Genomic DNA, 20750 nt, shown 5'->3' on the forward strand with positions numbered 1-20750 from the left:
CCTTTCGGTCGGGACGCGGCGTTAGACCCGCCCCGTCACCGGGATCAGCGCGCCAGTGATCGGCATGGCGTCACTGGACAACAGGAAGGCCACCACGCCTGCAAGCTGTGCCGGGGACACCCATTTCCCAAAATCAGCGTCTGGCATATCGGCGCGATTGGCGGGCGTGTCGATGATACTGGGCAATATGGCGTTTACCCGCACGCCCTCTTCCTTCAATTCCTCGGCCAATGCTTCGGTCAGGCGCGCAACGCCGGACTTCGAGGCGGCATAGGCGCCCATGCCAGCCCCGGCCTTCACCGAAGCGGCTGCGCCGATATTGACGATCGCCCCGTGGCTGGCGCGCAGCAATGGCAAAAGCGCGCGACTTGCGATCAGTGCGGTGCGGACATTCATGGCATAGAGCCGGTCCCATGTCGTGACGCTGCCGTCTGCCACGGTTTCCCAACTGAAACCGCCTGCGATATTGACCAGGCCGTCAAGCCGCCCAAGCTCCTTTTCTATCCGAGCGGCAGCGACGCCGACCGCCGCTTCATCGGTCAGATCGACGCCACCCAAAGCGAGCGCAACGCCATCCGACGCCACCTCGCCTAGGTCGATGCCGACAACCGTCCAACCGCCCGCAGCCAATATCTCGACTGTCTTGCTGCCTAGCGCGCCCGCTGCGCCCGTAACCGTCACTATGCCTGTCATCGCTTGGTCCCGCCCTGATTTTGCCTAGATGCCTGCCATGCACATATATTTGATCTCGACATAATCCTCGATACCATGACGCGATCCTTCGCGGCCCATGCCTGATTGCTTGATACCGCCAAATGGCGCGACTTCGGTAGAGATCAGACCCGTATTGATGCCGACCATACCGACCTCCAGCGCCTCCCCTACCCGCCAGGCGCGCGCCAGATCGCGCGTGTAGAAATAGCCCGCCAGGCCGACGTCGGTGTCATTGGCCATCGCTATCGCCTCCTCTTCGGTATCGAAGGTGAAAAGCGCGGCCAGCGGTCCGAATGTCTCCTCGCTGGCCAGCGCCATGGCTGGCGTACACCCGGCAATGATGGTGGGTTCATAGAAACTGTGGCCCAGCGGATGACGATGCCCGCCATGTACCAGCCGGGCGCCCTTGGCCAGAGCATCGGCGACATGCTCCTCCACCTTGTCGACCGCCTTGTCGTCGATCAGCGGACCCTGAGTAACGCCCGCCTCGGTGCCTGGTCCAACCTTGAGCTTGGCAACGGCATCCGCCAGCTTCCGTTCGAAGGCTGCGGACACATCGCGCTGCACGAAGAAGCGGTTGACGCACACGCAAGTCTGCCCGCTATTGCGATATTTGGACGCAATTGCCCCTTCGACCGCGGCGTCCAAATCCGCGTCGCCAAAGACGATGAATGGCGCGTTGCCGCCCAACTCCATCGACAATTTCTTCATCGTCGGCGCACATTGTCCCATCAGAGTCCGGCCAACCTCGGTCGATCCGGTAAAGCTCAATTTACGCACCAGTGAATTGGCTGTCAGTTCGCCACCAATAACTCGTGACGATCCCGTAACGACATTGAAAACGCCAGGTGGCACCCCTGCCCGTTCGGCCAGAACGGCAAGCACCAGCGCGGTCAGCGGAGTCTGGGTCGCTGGCTTCAGAACCATGGTACAGCCTGCCGCCAATGCCGGGGCGGCCTTACGGGTGATCATGGCCGCCGGGAAATTCCATGGCGTAATCGCAGCGACGACGCCGACGGGTTGCTTGATAACGACGATGCGACTGTCGGCCCGATGCGTCGGGATGATCTCGCCATAGATACGCCGCCCCTCCTCTGCAAACCATTCGACGAAACTGGCGGCATACCCAATCTCGCCCTTGGCCTCCGCCAGCGCCTTGCCCTGTTCACGGGTCAGGATCATCGCCAGATCGTCCTGATGTGCCGTCATCAGGTCGAACCAGCGGCGCAGAATGCGGGCGCGTTCCGCGGCCGTCTTTGCGCGCCATGCAGGCAGCGCCGCATCCGCTGCGCATACGGCGGCTCGGGTGTCGCTTGCGTCCAGATCGGGGATGGAACCGATAGCCGCACCGGTCGCCGGGTCAGTCACTGGGATAGCCGGCACCCCGGTCCACATGCCGCCGATCAGGCATTGGTCACGCAATAGGGACGGATCGGCAAGAGCGATGGTCATGCTGTCAGCTTTCTGGCGAATGCCAATAGGATTGAATGATTTGGCCAGGGCCCATCATCGCGTCAACGCAGGCCATCAAGGATCGCTCCCGCGATGCGCCGACGAGTGCAGCGAGGGGATGTAGGAGCATACTTGCTATATGGCATATATCGTTTAATATGGCCTGACATATTACTGTTATTTAGCGATTTTTATCATACTCATATAGTGAGCAAATACGCACGATGCAGCCCGCCTTTCCCTCCTTGGACCATGGATCCCGGCTCATTTTGGCCTACGCTGACGCACAAGGCGCGCTGGAACGGCTGGAGGAACGCCGCAGGCTTAGCCCGGTTCGTCGCCCCTGGAGAATTCGCACACTTATCGCTGAGCGGCAAGCGCTCGCCCGGATCGACAATAGCCCGATCGATGATCAGGCCTTCACAATCGACGGGCGCGGCGCAGTTCTCCCCTCGGCTTTCGACCTTAGCCATTGGCGGCAGGCGGTCGGCGCGCCGATCACTCTCGACATGTTGCTCAATGACGGTTTGGGCGTGATGCGCTGGCTTGGCATAGTGGCAGCGGACGGGATGGATGCAACTCCCGCACTACGGTCCGGGCGGAGTCCAGAGGACATATTGCCAGCCATTGCCCAATGGCAGCAGGCGGCAGCCGCGCTGCCCCCCTCCCCTCCCCTGCTTCAAAGCGCGCAACTATTCCACCTTTGGCAACGCCACGCGCCGATCGGACACGGCGATCTGGTCGCCAGCCTGTTGGTCGGCGACCGCTGGGGGCCTGGGCGGTGGATAGGGTCTGCCGGAGGATTGATCGCGCTGGGACTGGACAACAGCAGTGTGGCATGGCGGCAAGCATCGGGCGAACGCCTGGACCTGATCTGGCTTGAGGCGATTGCTACCGGCGCGCACGCCCATCTTGACCTGGAAACACGTCTGCGCGCCTATGCGTGGCGGGCTGCTCAGCACATCGAACAGAGACGGCGGCCGGGACGCCTGAAGGATGTCCTGCGGCTGGCCATGACCCACCCGCGTATATCGAGCGCCTCTGTCGCCAAGGCCTTGGGTCTGACATCTGCTGGCGCAATCAAGCTGCTGACGATTGCGGAATCTGAAGGCTTGCTGATCGAACAATCGGGTCAGGCGAGCTACCGCAGCTACGCCCTGCCGATCAACATGACGCCGATTGCCGCCCGTCGTCCTATTCAAGATTGGCTCATCGACGATTTTTGGTCCGACGAGCCAGAAAATACTGCCTCGCCAGAGCCTCTCTAAGAGCGATTTGGTCCGTCCGATGACCCAATATATGTCGGCGCGACAGAAGCGCTCTACGGGCCTCTAAAGGGCCATATCGCGACTTTCGTCTTTTGTTCGCATTATCGCGCGGCGTTTTCCTGCGTCACTGGTCGCAACGACGCGTGTCCGAGGATGATTCTGAAAACACGTCGGGATTAGCGCGCTGGTGATGATGCGCCAAGAGAGCAGGGCGCATCACTCGCATCTCCGGCCTATTCGACTGAGTGATATGCTTATCATGTTGGCAACGCGAACGGCCATATAGACAAACCCGTCTGCTCAACGTGTTTTCAGAATCACTTGTGCTCGCCGACGAACACTGCATCTGACGATGGATTTACGTGGCGACCACACGCGCCAAAGGCAGTATCTACAGGGATTTATGGAACATCGTCGGCACCGATGAATGCCACTGATCGGAATGGGGGCTGTCAACGCAGCTCAGTTATGTCCTCAATGCGTGATTCTGAAAACACGTCGAGGCCGTCATTGCGGTGACAGCCTGCCTGCCATCACAGACGATATTTATTGCGCCGATGATGTTCCTTAACGAAGCCGTAGAAGCGCTTCGAGTAATTGCGCGGGAGTTCCGAGGGGTTGGCACCGAGAAAGGCATCAAAGCGGCCCAGCAATTCATCATAATCCCAACCAGGGAAATCGGCGCGGATGGCGCTGTAGATTTCAGCATCGATCATTCGACTGGCTATAGCGCGACCAGTCGCCATGGTTCGGCGGGGCGCGGATGATCCGATCACACGTCGCGGCGTATCTTCTCCGCTGACCCGCATCCCCTTGGACAGACTAGAAATCATGCCCAGCGCCAGACGGGGATCGACCATATCCTCATCATTCTCGACTGAGGGAGGAGGGGAGGGGAGGGCATTGCGCCCCCGACTTCCCGCCCGTTCGCTCAGATGCCGCCGCATCACCATCTTCATTTTGGGCCGCGGGCCATCGCCATCGATGACCTCCAGGCTGATATCGGGCAGATCATTCACCCGTGCCAGATCAAGCAGCTTGCGCTTGAATACGGGGTAGACACTTTCGCTGCCACTTTTCTGGTGGAGCGTCTCAAAGCCGATCGTAAAGCCTTCCGCGCCATTCCCCCCGGCGTGCTTGCGTGAGGCGCGATAGAGCCATTTGCCAAGGCCGCTCGTGATCTCGAAATAGAGCGGCGAAATCGATAGCACGTTGCGCTTGTCCATCACGCCATCGAAGAACCATTTGGAGAGGGTGATCTCCATACCGAGCGACCGCTGGGTGCGCTCGTCCACCAAATGGGTATAGCTGTCGATCCAGGAGAAAGTCGTCTCGCGGCTCTTGGCACTGGCGCGAATATTAGTCTTGATCGTCGTCGCCTGAAGCCTGTCGAGCGCACTGACCAACCGCTCATAGGCGCGGCCGCTCGTCCCCCAACAAATACGCTTGAGAAGGTCGCCTGGCTGCAACCGGATAACGGGAGACAGATCGTTAGCCCCACGCTCGCGCAACTCATTGAGGTGGGACGCGAGATAGATCATGATGTCCGCGTCCCAGATCGTTGCCATGCCATAGGCAGGGTTGGGAGAGACATGGACGCTGACGGATTTGTCGGGACTGGTATACTCTATCGGTTTGATGCGTTTGCGCTTTGACAGGCTGAAGAAGGGCCGTTGCATCGTTTCCTGATAATCACGCAACGAAATATCGCTGAAATCGGGCAGGGTGAAGAACATTTCGAACTGGACCTTGCGCTCCTTAAGCGCCGTCTTTAGTTCGCCCTCAATCTCCACCCTATCTGCCTCGCCCTGCATTCCCCCCAGAGGGAAAACCAATATAACACTCTGAAATATAACGATAAAAGCTGATATTTCAGCTTTTTAATCTCACTTGCTCAGCGTCGACGCGCGCGCATGATCTTCGCCTGACCAATCACTGGCCGCAGCGCTTCCAATATTGCATCGGTGGACAGGTCCGATGGCATGAGCGTCAGCGTCAAAAGCTTCTGCTGGTCCTTCTCCACCTGTCCCACCGTCGCCCCGTCGGCACTCGCTATCGCGGCTTTTTGCACCCGGCCCTTGGTCGTTACCGACTTGAGCAGCCGGGCCAGCACTTCCGATCCTGCGATCGGCTGTTCGTCACCCGAGCGACGAAAGCTTTGTTCCGATGCAATTTGGTCGGCCGCTGCCTCCAGCTTGCTGCGGGTGGTGGGATCACGCAGCAGGGGCAGAAGCTTCTCGGCATATTTGGCCTGCAGGTCCATCGGCGAATGAAAGGCGCTGACCAGCAAGGGGGGAATTTCGGTAAGGGCAATATAGCGGGACAATTGCGACTTGGAGATTTTGAGCCGTTCCGCCATGCGCAGCTGGACGCCGCCATAAAAGCGATCGACAGCCGCCTTATAGTTGGCACCGCGTTCGAGATCGGAAATATCCTCCCGCTCGCGATTTTCAATGTCCGCCAGACGAAAGGCCGCCTCATCGTCCAGATCCTCGATGATCGCGATCAGTTCGATGTCGGGATAATGATTGGCGTTGAGCCACGCGATGGCCCAGTGCCGCCGTGTTCCCGTGACCAGTTCATAGGGATGGTCACCCTGCGGCGTGCGTCGCACCACGGCAGGGATGCGATTGCCCCCCTCGGCCAGGATGGAATCGATCAGGCTGCGCAGCCGATGTTCGTCGAGCAGCGAATAATCACGCGCGTTGCCCGGCCAGATCGAACATTCAGAAGGCTTCAACCGGATCGTCGGTCGCTTGACGATCCGCGCCGCCTCGCCAAAGGCTTCGAGCCGCTTGTTGGTGAAGTTCGACCGCTGAGCCGGAGCGCCCGCATCGCTTGCGACGACCGGCGCAGGTGCGGGATCGTTAAGCGAGGCGGCAAGAGCTTCGCTGATCAGGGAACGGCGGCTCATGCCGCGACACCCACACTGGCGTTGGCGGTCAGGCTTGTCGACGGCCATTGCTGACGGATCTGCTGCTCGACCTCGGCAAAGACGGCGTCCAGATTGTCGCGGCACCGCGTATATGTCTGGTGCGAGGCGGACGGCTTGGATTCATAAATTGAGCGGAATGCCTGGGTGGCGTTCTTGATCTCCTCGGACGCGAGGATCGGCTGGCCCAGCAGCAGGCCGGCATAGGTCGCCTGCATGATCCGCCACATATCATTTTCGCCCGGCTTGCTCGGCGAGAAGGCAGAACAGACCACGCGAATGAAGCCATAATCCACTGGCGTGCCATTTTCTTCGAGTATCTCGATATTATCTGCGATCGTCTCCATGAAATGGATGGTCGACAGATAATCGAGCTGCCGCGCCGGCACGGGGATCAGCATGCCCGTCGCCGCGGCCATGACGTTAAGGCCAAGGAAGCCCATGGCTGGAGGCGGATCGAGCAGGATGACGTCGAAATCCTTGGTCACACTGGCAATGCCGATGCGCAGCGCCTGCAGCCCTTCACGCACCGCCTGCCCGCCTTCGCGCAAGGTAGAGGTCAGATCCCATTCGGCGTCCTGCAGGCCAAGGCTGGATGGCACGATCTTGATCGTCGGCCAGGGCGTGTCGCGGATCGTTTGCGAAAAATCACTGAAGGTGCTGCGCGGCGAGAGGAAGGCGCCAAGTGTCTGTTCGTCGTCGATCAGCGTTTCGGGCTGGATGTCGAACATCGTCGTGGTTGAAGCCTGCGGATCGCAGTCGATCACCAGCACGCTGTAGCCATGCAGGGCGAGATAGTCGGCGAGATGTTTGGTGATGGTGCTCTTGCCAACGCCGCCCTTGAAATTCTGCACCGCCAGCACGACTGCATCCTCGTCCGGCTGCTTGCCGACCTGTATGCCAAGTGCGGCGCGAATCTGTGTGAGATCCTCCAGCGTGTAATAGCGGCGACCATTGGGCAATTGCTTGGGCTGGGGCAGGCGGCCTTTCGCTTCGGCCTTGGCCAGCGCTTCGGGCGTGCGACCGATCAGCTCGGCTGCAACCGTGGGGCCAAAAGTGATGTCGAGCGTCTTATGATTTTCCGGCCTGAACACGATCGTCTTGATATGATCGCGCATCTGTTGGCAGGCTGTGGTGACGTTACGCAGTGTGTTGACTGTAAACGACATGGTGCCTCGCATGGCCGAATCATGGGCCGTAAAATAGTTTGTGTTTAATGCTCCTATTTTGCCCTGAAAGTCAAACCGATGGAGCAGGGTGCCGATGATCCCAACTTGCTGCGCTGCATCAACGCCAAACCATAACCATGATCCTGCTAGATGCCGGATGGGCTTGGTGCCACCTGGTAGCCCGTGAACTTCAATCCTGTGCTGAGAGTTGCGTTGGGTAGCGAACCTGGAGCCATCCTCTTCTGCCGTGCCAAACCATCCGCTTAGAGATTTATTCTGGGATTAGCAGGGTTACGGTCCAGAGTTCTGATGATTTTCGCTTTAATTTCCGTCAGTTGGATAGGCTTGGCCAAATTCGATCGCACGTCCGATCCGGTTTGAAAACACGATGCCACGATTCTGAAATCACGTTGGATGGTCACTGATAACACGTCGGATTTTCGGTATCGACCGGGCGCTGCGACGTCATCGGCATGGCTGGTGCTAATGCTCGTCAACGCCAAAGCCGAAACGGCGCGCAGCAATGGCAACGGCATATTCGTAGGGTGGAGGCATAGCCGACCAATCCGGCATGGATACCATCAGCCACGCAACGCATCCTCGACCATTGGTTCCAGCCTGCCCACGATGACCCCAACGCCCTTGTCATTGGGATGAATGCCGTCGGGCAGTTGCAGCGCGCGATTGCCGATGACCCCGTCCAGCATGAAGGGGTAGAGCGTTGCACCATATTTCTTCGCCAGTGCCGGGAAGATGGGATTGAATGAAGCGGCATAGTCTGGCCCCATATTGGGTGAGGCTAACATGCCTGTCAGCAGCACGGGAATATCCCGCTTCTTCAGTTCAGCCAGGATCGCGTCGAGATTGTCGCGCGTCGACTTCGGGCTCAAGCCGCGCAGCATGTCATTTCCGCCCAGTCCGACCAGCATCAGGTCGGGCTTGCGCGGGAGGCCGTCCAGCGTGAAGGCCAGCCGCGCCAGTCCGGCTGCGCTTGTATCGCCGGAAACACCGGCATTGACGACCTGCGCCTTGACGCCGCGCGCGGCCAAGGCCCGCTCCAGCACCGGGGCAAGCCCCTTGCCCTGGTCCAGATTATAACCGGCATAAAGACTGTCGCCAAATGCCACGATCAGCTTGGCATCGGCAATTGGCGCCGCCGATGGCGTGGCCTGCGCGCTATTGGCGGCAGGGGGTGGGGGAGGGGCCTTGTCTGAACATGCCGAGCCCAGTTGGATAATGAGCGCCAGCGCCCCATATTGCCAATATCTGCCCGCCAAGGAGCGCTCCTTCTTCATGCACATGCCCATCGATCCGGCCACTATCGCGATCCGCGCGCATAATGTCACCCTCTCGCTTGGCACCCGCGATGCGCCGGTCGAGATCCTCAAGGGGGTCGACCTTGTTATGCTGCGTGGCGAAAGCATCGCGATCCTGGGCGCATCGGGATCGGGCAAAAGTTCGCTGATGGCCGTGCTGTGCGGGCTGGAGCGGGCCAGCGGCGGGGATGTGCATATCGGCGGGGTCGATTTCGGCGCACTGGATGAAGATGCGCTGGCCCGCGCCCGGCGCGGTCGCATCGGCATCGTCCTGCAAAGTTTCCACCTGCTCCCGACCATGACCGCTCTTGAAAATGTCGCCGTGCCGCTGGAACTGGCGGGCGATGTCGATGCCTTCGCCCGGGCCGCGGATGAATTGCGGGCAGTTGGCCTTGGCCACCGCCTCGACCATTATCCCGCCCAATTGTCGGGTGGTGAACAGCAGCGCGTCGCCATCGCCCGCGCCGTCGCGCCACGGCCGACCATCCTGTTCGCCGACGAACCGACCGGCAATCTTGACGCGACGACAGGCATCACCATCATGGACTTGCTGTTCGATCGGCAGCGCGCGGCTGGTGCAACCCTTGTTATCATCACGCACGATCCTTCACTGGCTGAACGATGCGGCCGGATCGTCGAAATGCGCGATGGCCAGATCGTCTCGGATCGCACCGCATGAACGCGCTGGATTGGGCGACAAGCTGGCGCATCGCCCGGCGTGATCTTGTGGGCCGTTTCCGGGGATTGCGGCTGCTCTTTCTTTGCCTGTTCCTGGGCGTCGCCACGCTGGCCGCAATCGGCAGCCTGACCTCCGCGATCACGCAGGAATTGAGCCTGCGCGGGCAGGGATTGCTTGGCGGCGACGTGGAAATCGCCATGACACAGCGCGAAGCAGGCGATGGCGACAAAGCTGTCTTTCGTGGTTTGGGCACAATGAGCGAAACGATCCGCCTGCGCGCCATGGCGCGGGGCGACCGGCCGGACGCGCTCGCCGTTCTGACCGAACTCAAGGGCGTCGATAATGCCTATCCGCTCTACGGCACGCTGGCGTTGCGGCAGGGCGATTATCGCGCGCCGCTTGCGCCCGATCGCATATTGATCGGCCCCGCCCTTGCCGATCGGCTGAATGTCGGTCCGGGCGACCGGCTGGTCTATGGCACAGCCACTTTCACCATCGCCGCGATCATTGCTGATGAACCCGACCGGCTGGGCGAAGGCTTCACGCTTGGCCCGGTCGCGATCGTCTCGCTTGATGGATTGCGCCGTACCGGGCTGATCCAGCCGGGCAGCCTTTATGAAAGCAAATATCGTCTGCGCCTGCCCGCCGGCGTGGATGCGCAGGCCGTGCGGGAGCGGCTCGAACAGCAATATCCCTCGGCTGGCTGGGAGTTCAAGGACCGCGATCGGGCGGCGCCAGGCGCCAGCCGCTTCATCATCCGCATGGGCCAATTTCTCTCGCTGATCGGCCTTGCCGCACTGGTGATCGCGGGCATCGGCGTCAGCAATGGCGTTGCCTCCTATCTCGCCCTCAAACGGCCCGGCATCGCGACGTTCAAGGTGCTGGGCGCAACGTCGCGCGATATTGCGCGCATCTACCTGCTGCAGATCGGCTGCGTCGCACTGATCGGTATCGGCTGCGGGCTCGTCGTGGGCGCTCTTCTGCCTTCCGTCATCGTCGTTCTGGCCGGCGATGTGCTGCCGGTCAGTCCTGGCTTTCGGCTTCATCCTCTGCCGCTCGTCACCAGTGCCGCCTATGGCTTGCTGATCGCCTTCCTCTTCACCCTGCCGCCGCTGGCGCGCGCGCGGACCCAGCCTGCCGCATTGATCTTTCGCGGCGTCGTAGATCCGCGCCACGGCATCGATCGGCGCACTGTCCTTGCCATGGCGGCGGCAGGCCTGCTGCTTGTTGCACTGGCGCTCGGCACGGCGCGCGAGCCGCTCTTTTCCGCGGCTGTCCTTGGCGCGACGGCGGCGGTCCTGCTGCTCTTGCTTGGTATCGGCTGGGGCGTGCGCCAGATCGCCCAGCGTGCGCCGCGGCCGCGTCGGCCGTTGCTCCGGCTGGCGCTGGCCAATCTTCACCGCCCCGGCGCGCAGACCGCGGCGCTGATCGTCGCGCTTGGCCTCGCGCTTACCCTGTTCGTGACGCTGGCCGGTATCCAGACCAGCCTTGACAGCGAAATCCGCAATGTCGTGCCCAAAACAGCCCCGGCCCAGTTCGTGCTCGACATCCCCTCGGATCAGGCGGACCGTTTTCGATCCATCGTGCGTAAACAAGCCCCCGACGCCCAGTTCAACATCGTCCCCGCGCTGCGCGGCACGATTGTCGCCTATGGCGATCAGCGCGTCACTGACCTGAAGGAGCTACCCGAAGGGGCCTGGTTTCTGCGTGGCGAACGTGGCGTGACCTATAGCGCGGCCCTGCCAACGGGGAGCGAACTGGTCGCGGGCCAATGGTGGCCGCGCGACTATGACGGGCCGCCGCTCGTTTCCTTTGACGCTGAAGCGGCCAGGATATTGGGTGTTGGCCTTGGCGATACGCTGACGGTCAGCGTGCTGGGGCGCGAAATTACCGCCCGCATCGCCTCGCTGCGCAAGATCAACTGGGACACGATGGGCCTCAACTATATCCTCGTCTTTTCCCCCGGCATCGTCTCCGCCGCGCCGCATAGCCTGGCTGCGACCATCACCATGGACACGCGCAAGGATGGCGCCGTCACGCGCGATCTGCTGGCGGCCTTTCCCGGTATATCGGTGATCGCCGTGGGACAGATCATTGCGCAGGTGGGCGAGATCATGACGCAGATGTCCGCGGCGATCGTTTCAGCAGCGTCGGTCGCGATTCTGGCGGGCATAGCCGTGCTGGTCGGCGCCATCGCCGCGTCGCGACAGGCGCGCAGCTATGATAGCGTGATATTGAAGACACTGGGCGCGACCCGTGCGCAGCTGCTGGGCGGACAGGCGCTCGAATATGGCCTGCTCGCCATCATGCTCGCGTTGGTCGCGCTGGCGCTGGGGTCCATTGCTGCCTGGTTCGTGATCGTCCGGATCTTCGAATTCAGCTGGTCGCCCGACTGGCTGGTGGTTCTGGCGACGCTGGGCGGTGGCGCGCTGCTGACGCTGGGCATCGGCCTGGCCGGGTCGATCCCGCTGCTGTCGGTGCGTCCAGCCAGCGCGCTGCGGCAGCTTTGAACGTCCCGGCAGATGCAAACGGCACCATTTGCGCGTCGCTGATGCGCGCTTGGTGCAACCTGCCGTCAGCATCACGCTAGCTTGCCGCAAATTTCTTGAGGGAAGCCAAAATGACGACCAGCCAGACCGCAACCCGCTCCTTTGTCGACCTGCGCGCCTGGGCGGCGGGGGTAACCGCCCAGCCAGGGAAGGGCGAGACCTTCCTGTCTGCCCGCGCCGAACTGCCCCAGCCTGAAGGCCCCGTTTCGATTGGGCTGATCGTCCTGCCGCAAGGGAGTGGCACGGTCGCGGCAATGCCTGCCGATGAATTCGTGATCGTTGAATCGGGCAGTGTGCAGATCGATGATCGCACGCTCAACGAAGGCGACAGCATCGTTCTGTGTGAAGGCGCGACCTTTGGCTGGACTGTCGCCGCCGATGCGCGCCTGCTGTTCGTGCGCCGCACTGGCGGGTCTGCCGCCGACGGTGCGATCATCCCGATCGACACCAATGCGACGCTCGAACCGTCCGGTGCGCCGCTGGCCGAATTGCTGGTCGGGCCGACCCCGTCCTGCCGCAACTTTACCGACTATCGCTCAGCCGATGGCGAATTTGTCTGCGGCACCTGGGATTCCACCCCCTATCACCGCCGCGCCATGTTCTATCGCCACTATGAATTGATGTATCTGCTGGACGGCAGCGTCACCTTTGTCGATGGGGCAGATGCAACCGCGACATTTGGCAAGGGCGACATTTTCCTGGTCGAACAGGGCGCTTCGTGCAGCTGGGACAGCCAGGTGCACGTCAAGAAAATATATGCGATCTACCGTCCGGCCTGATGGCTCAGGCCAGGGGATCGAGCGTCCCCAGCCAGGCCACCAGCACCAAAATGCCGATTGCCGCGCTCGTCTCCACACAGAGTGAGAGACGCAGCGCGGCAATTGCATTTTCGCCCCGTTCCAGCGCCGGTGTCAGCCGCCAGCGATTAATCCCCGCCAGCGCCAGCATCCCGCAGAACAGGACGAGCTTCGCGCCCAGCAGCCAGCCATAGCGGCTGCCCGTCAGCATGCCCATGTCAGCCGCGCCCACGATCATGGCGGCGTTGACCGCGCCGGTCACGATCAACGTGGCGACGAACATGGTGCCCAGCAGCGAAAATTTCGCCAGCATCCCGGCGATCCGGTCGACCGGGGGATGCCGCCTCGTCACGGCATATAGCAGTGCGGCGAGCGCACCGATCCAGCCGGACGCAGCCCAGATATGCGCGACATCGGCCATTCGGTGGATCGCGCCTGCGCCATGCTCGCTCGCGCCGGCATGGCCGGTCCAGGCCATGGTTGCAGCGGCGATGGCCGCCGGGACCAGTACCCAGCGATCCCGCGCCGCCATAGCCAGGCCCAGCGCCGCAAGAAGGGCGCCGCCCCGCACCGCCAGCACCGGGCCGATCGGGGTCATCGTCAGCACTATCTTCGCCGTCGCCCAGTCGGGCGGCAGCATCGGGGTACCCCCCATGCTGGCCGCGCTCGCCAGCAACCAGAGCGCAGACAATAGCATGCCCCCCAATGCCAGCCCTGCCAGCAGCACGCGCTGCCCCGCCATGCCCATGGCCCACCAGAAGAGCGGCAGGCCCATGAGCAGGGCAAGGTCGGCCATCAGGCCAAAGCGCGCCAGCAGCATGGGTGCCTCTATCCCCCCGCCCATATCGGCTTATTTGACCTTGAAGCTGTAGCCGCCTTCCATCTTATGTTGGTCGGCGCCGACAATATGCCATTTCAGGTCATAGCTGCCGGCGGGCAGCGCGCGGGGCAGGGTGACGACCATCGTCTTGCCGTCAGGCGCAACCGCCGTCTTGAATCCCTTGATCGGCATCGGCGGATGGTCGCTCATGCCCGGCATTCCGGTCATCACCAGATCGACGCCGGAAAGCGGGCCCAGGAACGTCTCGGAAAAGGTCAGCGTCAGCTTGGTCGGCTTGGCGACCGTCGCATTTGCAGCGGGACTGGACGACAGCAGCTTGGAATGGGCGAACGCCGCGCCCGGCAGGATCGCGATCGACAGGGCAAGGGCGGCGGACAGGAAACGGGACATGCTGGCTTCTCCATGATGGGTATTACGCAACATTACGCATGGACTTGCCCGATCCCTCATCACAGGTGCATGATTTTTGTCCTCACCCAATGAGGGATCGGCGCCTGATGCGCGTATGCCGTGGTGAGGATGGAGTATGTAGAGATGAGTGATCTCGATCAGATGCTGGCGCAAATACGGGCCATGCCGGTCGATAGCCGGCTGGAGCAGATGGACGGTGCGGTGATGCAGGGGCTTACCCGCCGCCGCGAACAGGGCGTGGCGCGGCGCAGCCTGATGCTCGCCGGTTTGCTGGCGGTCGGCATCGGCTGGGCGGGCAGCATCGTGCCGTCGGCCCCAGCGCAGGCGGCGCCCGCGCCGATCGGCATGTCCGATTACGCACCATCGCGCCTGCTGGGCCAATGACGACCCGGCGCTATCTGCTCGTTGCGCTGGTCGCCTTCGCCGCGGCACTGGCGGCGGTGCTGTTTGCGCGCATGTGGATCGCGCCGCAGCCCCGCGTCGAAAGCGAAATCCACGCGCTGCTGCATGAAAAGCTGACGCTCGATGCGGCGCAAGAACAGCGTATCCACACGCTTGAAGCTGCCTTCGCCATCCGGCGTGAAGCCCTGGAAGCGGAAATGCGCGCCGACAATGCGCGGCTGGCGCAGGCAATTGCCGCGGAACATGGCTATGGGCCGCAGGTCGCGCAGGCGGTGGATCGCACCCATCATGTCATGGGCGCCCTCCAAAAGGAAACGCTGCAACATATTTTCGCCATGCGCGCTGTGCTGCGCCCCGATCAGGCAGCGCAATTTGACAGCGCGGTCGTCAAGGCACTGACCCAGCCCGACCGCCGGTGACGCCCGGCGAATCCGATGACAGGACGCTGGCGGCGCATGCGCTGGCCGGGCGTCAGGACGCCTATGCCGCACTGATGCGCCGACATCGGGATGCCGTGTGGCGACTGGCGCGCGGCCATGTGGGCGATAGTGACGAAGCGCTCGACATCACGCAGGAGGTGTTCATCGCCGCCTTTGCCGCGCTGGCCCGCTATGACGGCGCGCGTCCTTTCCGCGCCTGGATCGCGCGGATCACGCTCAACAAATGCCGCGACTGGGGCCGCCGCCGTGCCGTGCGGCGCTTCTTCGCCTTTGCCCGCCCCATCGACGAAGCAGGGGACATCGCCGATGTTGCGCTCGATCCTGAAGCCGCGCTGCGATCGCAGCGCGAACTCGCCCGCATCAACGCCGCCATCGCCGCGCTGCCCGCTCCGCTTAAGGATGTGCTGCTGCTGCGCACGATAGAGGCGATGAGCCAGGCCGACACCGCCGCCACGCTGGGTCTCAGCGAAAAAGCGGTCGAAACCCGCCTTTACCGCGCGCGTGCAAAATTGTCGGAAAGTTTGAGGGATGACGCTGCCCCCCGCGTATGAAGGGGCATGACCCATCTGACCCTCGACCGCCGCGCCTTGTTAAAGGGCGCGGCTGCCTTCAGCCTCAGCAACGCCTTTCCAGCCTGGGCGCAAAGCGGCACCCACGGGCTGCATCCGGCGCCCGGCGTCCTGTCGGGTGACAGTATCGCGCTAACCGTCGCCAACAGCCATTTTGCGACCGGGGGACGTTCTGCCCATGCCATCACGATTAACGGTACTGTCCCCGCGCCGCTGATCCGCCTGCGCGAAGGACAGAATGTCCGCCTGTCCGTCACCAATCAGTTGAAGGAAGATACGTCGATCCACTGGCATGGCCTGATCGTCCCCTTTCAGATGGACGGCGTGCCGGGCATCAGCTTCCCCGGTATCGCGCCGGGTGAAACCTTCCATTATGAATTTCCGATCCGCCAGTCGGGCACCTACTGGTATCACAGCCATTCGGGGATGCAGGAAGCGATGGGTCATTACGGCCCCATCGTCATCGATCCGGTAGGCGTTGATCCGGTGCAGGCGACCCGCGAGCATGTGATCGTCCTGTCCGACTGGTCGCCCGTCCATCCCCATGTTCAATTGAAGCGGCTCAAACAATCGGGCGGCTATTATAACATGCAGCGGCAGACGCTCGCAGGGTTGCTCAAGGGCAAGGACCAGCCGCTCCGCGAACGGATCGACTGGGGCAAGATGCGGATGGACCCGACCGATATTTCGGACGTGACCGGCTCCACCTACAGCTATCTGGTCAATGGCCATGGCACGGCGGAAAACTGGACCGGCCTGTTCACGCCGGGCGAACGGGTCCGCCTGCGCATCATCAATGCGTCGGCCATGACCAATTTCAATCTGCGCCTGCCGGGTCTGGCGATGACGGTGGTGCAGTGCGATGGCCAGCATGTCCAGCCGGTCGAAACCGACGAATTCCAGATCGGCATCGCCGAAACCTATGACGTGATCGTCCAGCCGACCGACGGACGGGCCTATGCCCTGATCGCCGAAGCCATCGACCGCTCCGGTCTGGTCCGTGCAACCCTGGCGCCGCAGATCGGCATGGTCGCGGCCATCCCGCCGTTGCGCGCCCGTCCGTTGCTGACCATGAAGGATATGGGGATGGACATGTCCGGCATGGACATGGGGCAGGGGGGCGTGATCGACCTCAGCCAGCCCGCCAATGACAGCATGGCCGGCCACAGCATGAAGATGCTCGACCCGTCCGTGGCGCCAGAGGTGCCGATGGGTCCGGGGGTGGCGACGCTCTCCTCCATGCCGGCCGATCGCACGGCGGACCGGCCAACGGGCCTTGAGGATGTCGACCATCGCGTCCTGACCTATGCGGACCTGCGCGCGCTGGAGCCGAACGAGGACGTTCGAACGCCCACTCGCACGCTCGACATCCACCTGACCGCGAACATGGAACGCTATATGTGGTCGTTCGACGGGGTGAAGCTGTCCGACGGCGCGGACCCCATTGCCTTCCGCCATATGGAACGGGTGCGCGTCACGCTCATCAACGACACGATGATGCCGCATCCCATCCATATTCACGGCCATTTCTTTCAGCTCATCACAGGTGAGGATGCGGCCCACAACCCGCGCAAACATACGGTCAACGTGCTGCCGGGCGGCAAGGTCAGTTTCGACCTGACCGCCGACGCGCTGGGTGACTGGGCATTTCACTGCCATATGCTGATGCACATGCATGCGGGGATGATGCGGGTCGTGACCGTTCGCCACGGGGAGGGCGCGGCATGAAGCTACTGATCGCCGCCGCGACCCTGCTATTCGCGGTGCCCGCCGTAGGACAAGAGATTCACGGCCATCAAAGCATTGATAATAAAGAGCAAAATGAGAAGCCCATGCCGTCTGTGGGCGAAGTTCCAGCCGACCCCCATGCCGGTCACACCATACCCACGACAGACGACAGCGTGCCGCAGGGCATCGCCCCGCCAATCCCGACCGATCACGCGGCTGAAGCTTTCTACCCCGCCACCACCATGGCCCGCGCCCGCGCCGCCATGATCCGGGAAAGCGGCGGCATGACCTTCTCGCAGCTGATGCTCGACCGCCTGGAATATCGCGCACACAAGGGCGCGAATGGCTATGCCTGGGAAGGCGAAGGCTGGATCGGGGGCGACATCAACCGCTTCGCGTTCAAGACGGAAGGGGAAGGCGAAGTCGGTGGCCCGCTCGACAGCGCCGAAGTGCAGGGGCTCTATAGCCGCGCCCTCAATCCATGGTTCAACGTCGAAGCGGGCGTGCGGCAGGATTTTCGCCCGCAACCCCAACGCACTTATGCCGTGGTCGGTATCGAAGGGCTCGCCCCCTATTGGTTCGAAGTCGGCGCGCAGGCTTTCCTGTCGAACAAGGGCGACGCCCATCTGCGCCTGGAAGGAAGCTATGACCAGCGCATCACCCAGCGCCTGATCCTGCAACCTGCGGCGGAAATGAACCTCGCCGCGCAGGACGTGCCGGAACTCGGTATTGGCTCTGGCATCTCCGACATCGAACTGGGCCTGCGCCTGCGCTACGAATTTGCCCGCGAATTTGCGCCTTATGTCGGCGTCCATTGGGAACGAAAACTGGGCGACACGGCGCGGTACGCGCGCGCTGCAGGGGAGGGGGCTTCTGTCACCAGTCTGGTACTGGGCGCGCGTTTCTGGTTCTGACCCCATAGCAGGAGATTAGCGGTCAACCCGGCCCATCTCCCCTGCGGATCATGTCGGCGGCTTTTTCCGCCGTCATGATCACGGGCAGGTTGGTGTTGCCGCCCGGAAGGCGCGGGAAAATGGACGCGTCGACCACCCGCAGACCACCAACGCCGCGTACCTTGAGGGCGCCATCGACCACCGACTGCGCGTCACCACCCATGCGGCACGTGCCCGAAGGATGATAGGCGGTCATCGCCGTGTCCCGGACATGCGCCAGAATCTCGGCATCACTTTGCGGTTCTCGCAAGGGCCGGGTCATGGCTCCCGTAGCGGCTGCAAGTGCGGGCTGCGCCACCAGATCACGCAAAGTGCGATAACCATGGATCATCGCCGCCTGATCGCGCGGGTCGGACAGGAGGTTGAAATGGATTAACGGGTGGGCTTTTGGATCGGCACTGGCGATTGTCAGCCGTCCCCTGCTGTGCGGATAGTTGAGCGACCACATGGCGCCAAGCCTGGAGCCGTGGCGCGGCGCAATACCAGGGAACCAGACTCGCGTTTCCATCGCCAGCGGGACCAGCAGGAAATGGAGGTCAATTTCCGGGTTGCCTGGCTGAGTCGCGACATTGGCGGAAATGGCGAGGGGCGGAGCGCCCATGACGCCTTTCCCGGTTGTGAACCAGCGCAGCAGGGATGTCGCCAGCCTGTCGAAGCGTACTTCTTCCTCGAACGCCCAGCGGCGGTCCAGTTCGAATTCCATCGCCGCGCCGGGGTGGTCCTGAAGATTGCCGCCGACTTCAGCGCTGTCGACAAGTGGAGTGATCCCGAGCGCGCGCAGGTCGGCTGCGGGACCGATGCCCGACAACATCAGCAATTGCGGCGAATTGATTGCTCCACCGCACAGCAATACCTCAGCGTTGGCCCGCGCGATGCGTTCTTGATCGCCGACGCAGAACAGGACGCCGCATGCCCGCCCATCCTCGATCAATATCCGGTGCACTGGCGCATTGGTCATCACCGTGAGGTTGGGACGGCGCCGGGCAGGGTCCAGATAGGCCTGAGCCGTGCTGGCGCGACGACCGCGTCGCGTAATGGTGAAATCCGGCATGCCGAAGCCGTCGGTCCGCTCGCCGTTAAAATCGTTTGTAAGATTGTATCCCAGCGACACCGCGGCCTGTTGCGCCAGCGGATAGAGTCGACTTGGCGAAGGGTGCGGCTGCACCGACACCGGACCAGCGCCGCCGTGCAACGGTGTCTCGCCGCGCCAGTGATTTTCCAGCTTGCGGAAATAAGGTAGAACGTCGTCGAAGCCCCAGCCCGGCAGGCCCATGTCGCGCCAACCGTCATAATCGGCCGGGTGGCCACGCACTGCCATCATTCCGTTCAGCGAAGAAGTGCCACCCAGCATCCTGCCGCGCGCCACTGGCAGGCGGCGACCATTAAGTTCCGCCTCTGGTTCCGAAAGAAACCCCCAGGTAATGTCGGGATTGGGCCAAAGCTTCGACACGGCCAGCGGCAATGACACATCCAGCCGCTTGCCGGTGCCGCCCGCTTCCAAGAGCAGGACGCGAGTCCGCCCATCTTCCGTCAGACGGTTGGCGAGGGTGCAGCCCGCAGAGCCTGCGCCGACGATCACATAGTCGAACTGCAATTCGTCCTGCATCACACGACCTTCCAGAATCGAAAGATTGACCCCGTCGGGTTGCGTCGGCCAACACCTACGAAGATGGTCCGGTTCATCCAGTCATATGGGCCAGATGGTGCTTCGAACCGCGGTGTCATGCGCATATAATAGCTGTGCGGATCAACAGGTTCGCCTGCCAGCAGCTGTTTCACGACTTCGGGCGGCGCATGGCGAACGCCGGTGCTGCGCTTGAGGATCACTGCGCCATCGTCCGTCTGTAACAGATATTGCGATTCAAAGCGGCCGCCGCCATCCGCGCGCACCATCGGGAAATCGCCACCGCTTGACGGCACGATCTTGCCCGACAGCCCAGGCCCGACGAAGTGGCCGCTTTCGATGAGAACCGCGCCGCGTTTATAATCGTCGGCCACTTGGATATGGATCCGCTGGCCCAGGGAAATCTGCATCTCCAGCGCGAATTCGAGTTTCATGGCGCTCTTCTTTCAAACGATCTGCATGATGATGCTGGTGTCGCTGTCGCGTGGCCGTTCGGCGATGAACGCCCGCGTCGCCAGCCAAGCATGGGACGACTGTTCGTCAACTTCGAACATGATCGTCATCCGCATGCCATCGAAGCTTTGGTCGTCGGTCCCCCGACAATCGCTCGTCACGCCCATGCCCGCCATGCGGACGATCGCGCCGTCTTCAGTCTGGATCAAGTAGGAGAGTTCGGCGGTGGTGACGCCATCCAGCCGCGTCAGGCTGGTTTCGCTGCCGCTAACGATCACACCCTGAAGCCGCGCACCGTCGATGCGACCACCAGTCACGGGTAGGACGGTACGCGCGCCGCCGGTCGCCAGTCGACCGACATCAGCCGTCGCACCAAAGACGAGCGTTATCCGAAACGCTTCCTCAAGGTCAGGCGAGGGCATGTCTTGCGTTGAAAAATCCATCATCATCATC

20 protein-coding genes are annotated in these 20750 nt (G+C 62.3%); 9 read left to right on the top strand and 11 right to left on the bottom strand.

What is annotated here, in order from left to right:
- Positions 1 to 21: 21 nt before the first annotated feature.
- Both SX1_RS12665 and SX1_RS12670 read right to left on the bottom strand, forming a co-directional pair.
- A complete protein-coding gene (locus tag SX1_RS12665) occupies positions 22 to 693 on the bottom strand; it encodes an SDR family NAD(P)-dependent oxidoreductase (RefSeq protein ID WP_019053285.1) in 672 nt (223 codons plus the stop codon).
- Positions 694 to 717: 24 nt separating this feature from the next.
- On the bottom strand, positions 718 to 2166 hold the full coding sequence (locus SX1_RS12670) for an NAD-dependent succinate-semialdehyde dehydrogenase (protein WP_019053286.1): 1449 nt from the start codon (positions 2164 to 2166) through the stop codon (positions 718 to 720).
- A gap of 269 nt (positions 2167 to 2435) precedes the next feature.
- Here SX1_RS12670 and SX1_RS12675 point away from each other — a divergent pair, with 269 nt between their 5' ends.
- The gene (locus SX1_RS12675) at positions 2436 to 3434 is read left to right on the top strand and encodes a hypothetical protein (RefSeq protein ID WP_255209750.1); all 999 of its coding nucleotides are present in this window, start codon (positions 2436 to 2438) and stop codon (positions 3432 to 3434) included.
- 533 nt (positions 3435 to 3967) lie between these two features.
- Here the strand turns inward: SX1_RS12675 and SX1_RS12680 are convergent.
- The 4 genes from SX1_RS12680 to SX1_RS12695 form a co-directional block, all read right to left on the bottom strand.
- Positions 3968 to 5248 carry a replication initiator protein A gene (locus SX1_RS12680; protein WP_019053288.1) on the bottom strand — a complete coding sequence of 427 codons (1281 nt, stop codon included), beginning with the start codon at positions 5246 to 5248 and terminating at the stop codon, positions 3968 to 3970.
- Between the two features lie 80 nt (positions 5249 to 5328).
- Entirely contained in the window at positions 5329 to 6348 is a 1020-nt protein-coding gene (locus SX1_RS12685; protein WP_019053289.1) for a ParB/RepB/Spo0J family partition protein, read from the bottom strand.
- Positions 6345 to 7535 carry an AAA family ATPase gene (locus SX1_RS12690; protein ID WP_019053290.1) on the bottom strand — a complete coding sequence of 397 codons (1191 nt, stop codon included), beginning with the start codon at positions 7533 to 7535 and terminating at the stop codon, positions 6345 to 6347. Before SX1_RS12690 ends, SX1_RS12685 begins: the two co-directional genes overlap by 4 nt.
- Positions 7536 to 8116: 581 nt before the next feature.
- Complete coding sequence (locus tag SX1_RS12695; RefSeq protein WP_019053291.1) at positions 8117 to 8830, bottom strand: arylesterase; 714 nt, start codon at positions 8828 to 8830, stop codon at positions 8117 to 8119.
- On the opposite strand from SX1_RS12695, the gene SX1_RS12700 reads away from it, so the two are divergent.
- From SX1_RS12700 to SX1_RS12710, 3 genes are all read left to right on the top strand, one after another.
- Entirely contained in the window at positions 8829 to 9530 is a 702-nt protein-coding gene (locus SX1_RS12700) for an ABC transporter ATP-binding protein (RefSeq protein WP_017181907.1), read from the top strand. The genes SX1_RS12695 and SX1_RS12700 overlap by 2 nt on opposite strands.
- Positions 9527 to 12040 (top strand): ABC transporter permease, encoded by a 2514-nt coding sequence (locus SX1_RS12705; protein ID WP_019053292.1) that lies wholly within the window; start codon positions 9527 to 9529, stop codon positions 12038 to 12040. The genes SX1_RS12700 and SX1_RS12705 overlap by 4 nt, the downstream gene beginning before the upstream one ends.
- A 110-nt stretch (positions 12041 to 12150) precedes the next feature.
- Positions 12151 to 12858: a cupin domain-containing protein gene (locus SX1_RS12710; protein WP_019053293.1), complete on the top strand. Its 708-nt coding sequence runs from the start codon at positions 12151 to 12153 to the stop codon at positions 12856 to 12858.
- Positions 12859 to 12862: 4 nt separating this feature from the next.
- Here the strand turns inward: SX1_RS12710 and copD are convergent, their stop codons facing one another.
- Positions 12863 to 13696 carry a copper homeostasis membrane protein CopD gene (gene copD, locus SX1_RS12715; protein WP_019053294.1) on the bottom strand — a complete coding sequence of 278 codons (834 nt, stop codon included), beginning with the start codon at positions 13694 to 13696 and terminating at the stop codon, positions 12863 to 12865.
- A gap of 30 nt (positions 13697 to 13726) precedes the next feature.
- A complete protein-coding gene (gene copC, locus SX1_RS12720) occupies positions 13727 to 14107 on the bottom strand; it encodes a copper homeostasis periplasmic binding protein CopC (protein ID WP_026149734.1) in 381 nt (126 codons plus the stop codon).
- Between the two features lie 144 nt (positions 14108 to 14251).
- Here copC and SX1_RS12725 point away from each other — a divergent pair, with 144 nt between their 5' ends.
- From SX1_RS12725 to SX1_RS12745, 5 genes are read left to right on the top strand one after another with little or no spacing between them, the layout of a single operon-like run.
- Positions 14252 to 14512 carry a hypothetical protein gene (locus tag SX1_RS12725; protein ID WP_019053296.1) on the top strand — a complete coding sequence of 87 codons (261 nt, stop codon included), beginning with the start codon at positions 14252 to 14254 and terminating at the stop codon, positions 14510 to 14512.
- The gene (locus SX1_RS12730; protein ID WP_017181901.1) at positions 14509 to 14949 is read left to right on the top strand and encodes a periplasmic heavy metal sensor; all 441 of its coding nucleotides are present in this window, start codon (positions 14509 to 14511) and stop codon (positions 14947 to 14949) included. Before SX1_RS12725 ends, SX1_RS12730 begins: the two co-directional genes overlap by 4 nt.
- Complete coding sequence (locus SX1_RS12735) at positions 14946 to 15521, top strand: RNA polymerase sigma factor (RefSeq protein ID WP_019053297.1); 576 nt, start codon at positions 14946 to 14948, stop codon at positions 15519 to 15521. The genes SX1_RS12730 and SX1_RS12735 overlap by 4 nt, the downstream gene beginning before the upstream one ends.
- Before the next feature lie 6 nt (positions 15522 to 15527).
- Positions 15528 to 17267: a copper resistance system multicopper oxidase gene (locus SX1_RS12740; RefSeq protein ID WP_019053298.1), complete on the top strand. Its 1740-nt coding sequence runs from the start codon at positions 15528 to 15530 to the stop codon at positions 17265 to 17267.
- Positions 17264 to 18181: a copper resistance protein B gene (locus SX1_RS12745; protein ID WP_019053299.1), complete on the top strand. Its 918-nt coding sequence runs from the start codon at positions 17264 to 17266 to the stop codon at positions 18179 to 18181. Before SX1_RS12740 ends, SX1_RS12745 begins: the two co-directional genes overlap by 4 nt.
- Positions 18182 to 18203: 22 nt before the next feature.
- Here SX1_RS12745 and SX1_RS12750 read toward each other — a convergent pair whose 3' ends face one another.
- From SX1_RS12750 to SX1_RS12760, 3 genes are read right to left on the bottom strand one after another with little or no spacing between them, the layout of a single operon-like run.
- Positions 18204 to 19826, bottom strand: coding sequence for a GMC family oxidoreductase (locus SX1_RS12750; RefSeq protein ID WP_019053300.1), 1623 nt, complete (start codon positions 19824 to 19826; stop codon positions 18204 to 18206).
- Positions 19826 to 20278 carry a DUF3237 domain-containing protein gene (locus tag SX1_RS12755; RefSeq protein WP_019053301.1) on the bottom strand — a complete coding sequence of 151 codons (453 nt, stop codon included), beginning with the start codon at positions 20276 to 20278 and terminating at the stop codon, positions 19826 to 19828. The genes SX1_RS12750 and SX1_RS12755 overlap by 1 nt, the downstream gene beginning before the upstream one ends.
- A 12-nt stretch (positions 20279 to 20290) precedes the next feature.
- A complete protein-coding gene (locus tag SX1_RS12760) occupies positions 20291 to 20749 on the bottom strand; it encodes a DUF3237 family protein (RefSeq protein ID WP_019053302.1) in 459 nt (152 codons plus the stop codon).
- Position 20750: the final 1 nt, after the last annotated feature.

The organism is Sphingobium xenophagum NBRC 107872, assembly GCF_000367345.1.
GTDB lineage: Bacteria > Pseudomonadota > Alphaproteobacteria > Sphingomonadales > Sphingomonadaceae > Sphingobium > Sphingobium xenophagum.

Coding starts and splice junctions, on each gene's coding strand:
- SX1_RS12665 (WP_019053285.1), bottom strand. CDS start 693: ATGACAGGCATAGTGACGGTTACGGGCGCAGCGGGCGCGCTAGGCAGC.
- SX1_RS12670 (WP_019053286.1), bottom strand. CDS start 2,166: ATGACCATCGCTCTTGCCGATCCGTCCCTATTGCGTGACCAATGCCTG.
- SX1_RS12680 (WP_019053288.1), bottom strand. CDS start 5,248: ATGCAGGGCGAGGCAGATAGGGTGGAGATTGAGGGCGAACTAAAGACG.
- SX1_RS12685 (WP_019053289.1), bottom strand. CDS start 6,348: ATGAGCCGCCGTTCCCTGATCAGCGAAGCTCTTGCCGCCTCGCTTAAC.
- SX1_RS12690 (WP_019053290.1), bottom strand. CDS start 7,535: ATGTCGTTTACAGTCAACACACTGCGTAACGTCACCACAGCCTGCCAA.
- SX1_RS12700 (WP_017181907.1), top strand. CDS start 8,829: ATGCACATGCCCATCGATCCGGCCACTATCGCGATCCGCGCGCATAAT.
- SX1_RS12695 (WP_019053291.1), bottom strand. CDS start 8,830: ATGAAGAAGGAGCGCTCCTTGGCGGGCAGATATTGGCAATATGGGGCG.
- SX1_RS12705 (WP_019053292.1), top strand. CDS start 9,527: ATGAACGCGCTGGATTGGGCGACAAGCTGGCGCATCGCCCGGCGTGAT.
- SX1_RS12710 (WP_019053293.1), top strand. CDS start 12,151: ATGACGACCAGCCAGACCGCAACCCGCTCCTTTGTCGACCTGCGCGCC.
- copD (WP_019053294.1), bottom strand. CDS start 13,696: ATGCTGCTGGCGCGCTTTGGCCTGATGGCCGACCTTGCCCTGCTCATG.
- copC (WP_026149734.1), bottom strand. CDS start 14,107: ATGTCCCGTTTCCTGTCCGCCGCCCTTGCCCTGTCGATCGCGATCCTG.
- SX1_RS12725 (WP_019053296.1), top strand. CDS start 14,252: ATGAGTGATCTCGATCAGATGCTGGCGCAAATACGGGCCATGCCGGTC.
- SX1_RS12730 (WP_017181901.1), top strand. CDS start 14,509: ATGACGACCCGGCGCTATCTGCTCGTTGCGCTGGTCGCCTTCGCCGCG.
- SX1_RS12740 (WP_019053298.1), top strand. CDS start 15,528: ATGACCCATCTGACCCTCGACCGCCGCGCCTTGTTAAAGGGCGCGGCT.
- SX1_RS12745 (WP_019053299.1), top strand. CDS start 17,264: ATGAAGCTACTGATCGCCGCCGCGACCCTGCTATTCGCGGTGCCCGCC.
- SX1_RS12750 (WP_019053300.1), bottom strand. CDS start 19,826: ATGCAGGACGAATTGCAGTTCGACTATGTGATCGTCGGCGCAGGCTCT.
- SX1_RS12755 (WP_019053301.1), bottom strand. CDS start 20,278: ATGAAACTCGAATTCGCGCTGGAGATGCAGATTTCCCTGGGCCAGCGG.
- SX1_RS12760 (WP_019053302.1), bottom strand. CDS start 20,749: ATGATGATGATGGATTTTTCAACGCAAGACATGCCCTCGCCTGACCTT.